Genomic DNA, 3,113 nt, shown 5'->3' with positions numbered 1-3,113 from the left:
CCGCCAGTTGGGCACGTAACCCCGCCAGTTGGGCACGTAACCCCGTCGACTGGGCGGTTACGGACAACGACTGGGCGCGGTCCCGTCATGGGGTCGCACCGCGCGCATGCGAACCTGCCCGCCCCGACATTCGAGATCGACGTCGGTGAAACCCGCTCGACCGAGCCGATCTCGTAACGTGTTCACGTCCAACGGGTTGAAGACATCCCCGACGTGCAGAACCCGCATCGAGATCGAGTCGAGCGTGTCGCAGCCCGCCAGCACGCCACCTGGCCGGAGCACACGAAACGCTTCGTCGAAGACCGAGTCCTGCTGCTTTGTGGTCGGAACGTGGTGCAGCATGGTGAAGTTCGTGACCGTGTCATAGGTCTTCTCGGGCATCGGAAGGTTCGCACCGTCCGCGTTCGTCACCGCCAATCCCGGGTGACGCGCTTCGAGCCCGGCAGCGAGGACCGGGTCGATCTCGACCACCGCCACCTCGTCGAAGTATGCCCGCAGGGCGGCAATATTGGCCCCGTAGCCAGGACCGATCTCGAGCGCGCTTCCTCGTGAATCGACCCCGTCCACAACCCACGGGACCACCCGCTGAACGCATCGTCGCTCCCAAACCGGTGACCGGCAGAGCAGCCGGTGTGCCATGTTCATCGCCATGTCCGAGACGCTAAGTCGTGGATGGGTTGTACGCCAGACACTAGATTGACAGATCATGTCGCAAAATGGACACAGCGTAGCGCTCCCGATCGATGTCGGCCCGACGGCCATGGTTCTCGGTGAGGTCATGCTGTCCGACGGTGTTCGTTTCGCCGACCACGAACACACGACACACCAGATCGCCTGGGCATCAGCGGGAGTCCTGACGGTCCGCATCGTGGATCGCCAGTGGGTCCTTCCACCCACCCGCGCCCTGTGGATTCCCGCCGGCCTCGCACACCAGACCGCGTCGCTTCGCGGGGCGGCCATGCGCGGCATCTACATTGACCCCACTCAGACGAGATGGGCCGAGCCGACGCTGGTGTCCGTCACGCCTCTCATCCACCACCTCTTCGACCATCTGACCCAACTGACGGATCGGGAATCGATCGCGGCGCGTCGGCGAGCGGAGGCCGTGCTGTTCGATCTACTGACCCCCACCGACGTCACAACGCTGAGGCTGCGGTGGCCGAACGACGAACGCGCGCGCGTCGTCGCCGACGCCGTCGCCAGTCAACCCGCCGACCAACGCACACTGGCGCAACTCGCCGACGAGGTCGGAATCGGCGAACGGACCATCGCACGCAGCTTTCGAACGGACACCGGCATCACGTTCGGGCGGTGGCGAACCCACGTCCGAATCGCCGCCGCGCTACCGCTGCTCGCGGAAGGGATGGCCGTCGCACGAATTGCGGTTCGAGTCGGGTACTCGACACCCAGCGCGTTCGTTGCCGCATTCTCACGGGAGGTCGGGGTGCCGCCGGGCAGCTACTTCCGATGACCGCTCAGGTCAGGACGCCCGAGAGGAACGCCTCGACCGCACCGCGGTAGACCGCAGGCTTGTCGTCGTGGACCAGATGCCCCGCACCGGGGATGAGTAGATGTGTTGCGTGCGCGTTGGTCTCGGCCATCCGGTACATCTGGCCCGCCGGGGTCACGGAGAACTCGGCCTCCAGCAGCAGCGTCGGCGCCTGCACCTGCTGCCACTGCGCCCAGAAGTCTCGTTGTCCCCACTCCTCGGCGATCGCCGCCCAGATCTCGAGATCCCCGTGCAGCCGGCCGTCGTCGAACGCCTCGAAGAAGTACCGCCCGGCCACCGGCCCGAACATCGCATCGGCCTCGGCCGGCGTCGCGAACCGGTCCGGCCACGTGGAGAACCAGGGGGTCCACGACTCGGTGGTCTGTCCTCGGAAGTCCGGCGCCATGTCCTCGACCACCAGGGCGGCAACGAGTTCCGGGTACTGCGCCGCGGTACACCAGGCGTGTAGTCCGCCCATCGAGTGACCGATCAACACCGCCGGCCCGCGGTCGATCCACACGAGGCACTCGGCGACATCCGCGACGAACCTCTCGGTCGCGATCTCGTCGGCCGCGACGTCGTCGAGGTCGACCGAACCGGCGCCGGTGTGCCACGCCGCGTCGAAGGTGAACACGCGTCCGTAGCGTCGCAACCACGGGATCTGACGACGCCAGGTCCGCCCGCGCCCCATCAGACCGTGGAGCAGAACGATGGTCGGCGCACTCTCCCCGGCGGCACTACCGTGATCGCGTAGTCCGGTCTCCCATGATCCCGAGTCGGCCGTCACGGTGGATACGATAGCGACCATGGCAGTCGTGAAGATCAACGCAATCTCGGTTCCCGATGGCGCAGGCCCTGAGCTCGAGAAGCGCTTCGGCAACCGCGCCCACAGCGTCGACGGGACGCCCGGCTTCCTGGGCTTCCAGCTGCTGCGTCCGACCAAGGGCGAGGACCGCTACTTCGTGGTGACGCAGTGGGAGACCGAGGAGGCGTTCGCCGCCTGGGCCGAGGGACCCGCCCGCGCCGCTCACGCCGGTGAACGGGCCAACCCCGTGTCCAGCGGCGCGTCGCTCCTGGAGTTCGAGGTCGTGCTGGACGTCAAACCGAGCTGACGCCGGCCGAACTCGGTGGTGGAGACATTCCATCACTGGTTAGCATGCCTAAATGAACGCGCTGATCCGTCCCGCCGTCCTGGCCGACGCACCGCGGCTGGCCGCAGTACACGTCGCGGCGTGGTTCGAGACGTACAGCGACCTGCTCGCCGCCGACGTGCTCGACACGTTCGATGTCGGCGAGCGAACGGTGACCTGGGAGAGAGTTCTGGGTCCGCAGGGAGATCCGGGGACGACCGTGGCAGTGGCCGAGATCGACAGGTCTATCGTCGGTTTCGCCCTGTCGGGTCCACCCCGACATCACAGGCCGGCGCGCGGGTGGGAGCTGGCTTCGCTGTACACGTTGTCGTCTGTCCACGGTCGTGGCGTCGGGGCCGCACTGCTCGAGGCCGCCGTGGGCACGAGACCGGCCGAGGTGTGGCTGGCCGCCGACAACGCCCGGGCCGCCGCCTTCTATCGCAAGCACGGCTTCGTCGAGGACGGCACCACGAACTGGTTCGAGCGTTGGCGGA

5 protein-coding genes are annotated in these 3,113 nt (G+C 67.1%); 3 read left to right on the top strand and 2 right to left on the bottom strand.

The features are described from left to right. Positions 1 to 57 precede the first annotated feature (57 nt). On the bottom strand, positions 58 to 780 hold the full coding sequence (locus JHC79_RS02220; RefSeq protein ID WP_296388223.1) for a class I SAM-dependent methyltransferase: 723 nt from the start codon (positions 778 to 780) through the stop codon (positions 58 to 60). Here JHC79_RS02220 and JHC79_RS02215 point away from each other — a divergent pair. Beyond that, on the top strand, positions 779 to 1,471 hold the full coding sequence (locus JHC79_RS02215) for a helix-turn-helix transcriptional regulator (RefSeq protein ID WP_296388222.1): 693 nt from the start codon (positions 779 to 781) through the stop codon (positions 1,469 to 1,471). The genes JHC79_RS02220 and JHC79_RS02215 overlap by 2 nt on opposite strands. Positions 1,472 to 1,475: 4 nt before the next feature. On the opposite strand, the gene JHC79_RS02210 is transcribed toward JHC79_RS02215, so the two are convergent. Then, the gene (locus JHC79_RS02210; RefSeq protein ID WP_296388239.1) at positions 1,476 to 2,201 is read right to left on the bottom strand and encodes an alpha/beta hydrolase; all 726 of its coding nucleotides are present in this window, start codon (positions 2,199 to 2,201) and stop codon (positions 1,476 to 1,478) included. 94 nt (positions 2,202 to 2,295) lie between these two features. Here JHC79_RS02210 and JHC79_RS02205 point away from each other — a divergent pair, with 94 nt between their 5' ends. After that, entirely contained in the window at positions 2,296 to 2,601 is a 306-nt protein-coding gene (locus JHC79_RS02205; protein ID WP_296388221.1) for an antibiotic biosynthesis monooxygenase, read from the top strand. A gap of 52 nt (positions 2,602 to 2,653) precedes the next feature. After that, positions 2,654 to 3,113, top strand: a 460-nt coding sequence (locus JHC79_RS02200) for a GNAT family N-acetyltransferase (protein ID WP_296388220.1), incomplete at its 3' end; no start/stop codon positions are given.

The sequence above is a fragment of the Williamsia sp. genome (genome assembly GCF_016462415.1).
GTDB lineage: Bacteria > Actinomycetota > Actinomycetes > Mycobacteriales > Mycobacteriaceae > Williamsia_A.
This window is presented reverse-complemented; position numbering and strand designations above follow the sequence as displayed.